Raw genomic sequence first — 786 nt, 5'->3', positions numbered from 1 at the left:
CAAACGTCGACTGTCAGCAAAGGCTTGGCGTCGGTGGTCAGTGGCGTGGCGGCGTTGGAAGTCGATACCAGGCCGAGCGAACCGTCAGCATTCTTTACCAGCCAGGCCCAGCCGGAACCGAAAGTGCCGATTGCGGTCTTGGTCAGCTCTTCCTTGAATTTGTCGAACGAACCCCACTTGGCGTTGATCGCATCTGCCAATGCGCCGGTTGGTGCGCCGCCACCTTGCGGCGACAGGCTGTGCCAGTAGAAAGTGTGGTTCCAGACTTGCGCTGCATTGTTGAAAACGCCGCCGGAAGATTTCTTGACGATGTCTTCCAGTGATGCGTTTTCGAATTCTGTGCCTGGGATCAGGTTGTTCAGGTTGGTCACATAGGTCTGGTGATGCTTGCCATAGTGAAATTCCAGAGTTTCCTTGGAGATGTGTGGAGCCAATGCGTCCAGGTCGTATGGTAGGGGCGGGAGTGTGTGTGCCATGTTGTGTCCTTACTATAGTTTTATTGGAAATACAAAGAAGCTGTGTATACATCTCATGAACATACATCTCATGAACAGTTTCCAGGGAAGAGCTATTGTAAAGCGCTTAGCTGATCCATGCAGCAAGCTTACGAATTCTTCTCGCTTTAACTAGGGCCTGTTGACATATGATTTGGGAGTGCGAACGCGCGGCAGGTGTTGCGTGCCTAGGCGCGACGACGCGACGTAGCGGTGCTACGGCAAGGAGTCGCAACAACGGCATGCGACGCCTGCAGCCGTTCCCGGAGGGTTCCAACCAAAACGTGCGCTG

At 53.9% G+C, this 786-nt stretch carries 1 protein-coding gene; it reads right to left on the bottom strand.

Going from position 1 to position 786, the window contains the following annotated elements; all coding sequences use genetic code 11:
* On the bottom strand, positions 1-476 hold a 476-nt coding region (locus tag KHU33_RS26170; protein WP_211468486.1), incomplete at its 3' end, for a superoxide dismutase.
* Positions 477-786 lie beyond the last annotated feature (310 nt).

Source organism: Collimonas silvisoli, assembly GCF_018305005.1.
Classification (GTDB): domain Bacteria; phylum Pseudomonadota; class Gammaproteobacteria; order Burkholderiales; family Burkholderiaceae_D; genus Collimonas; species Collimonas silvisoli.
Note: the sequence above shows the minus strand (reverse complement) of the source record. Positions and strands in the feature narration are given on the sequence as shown.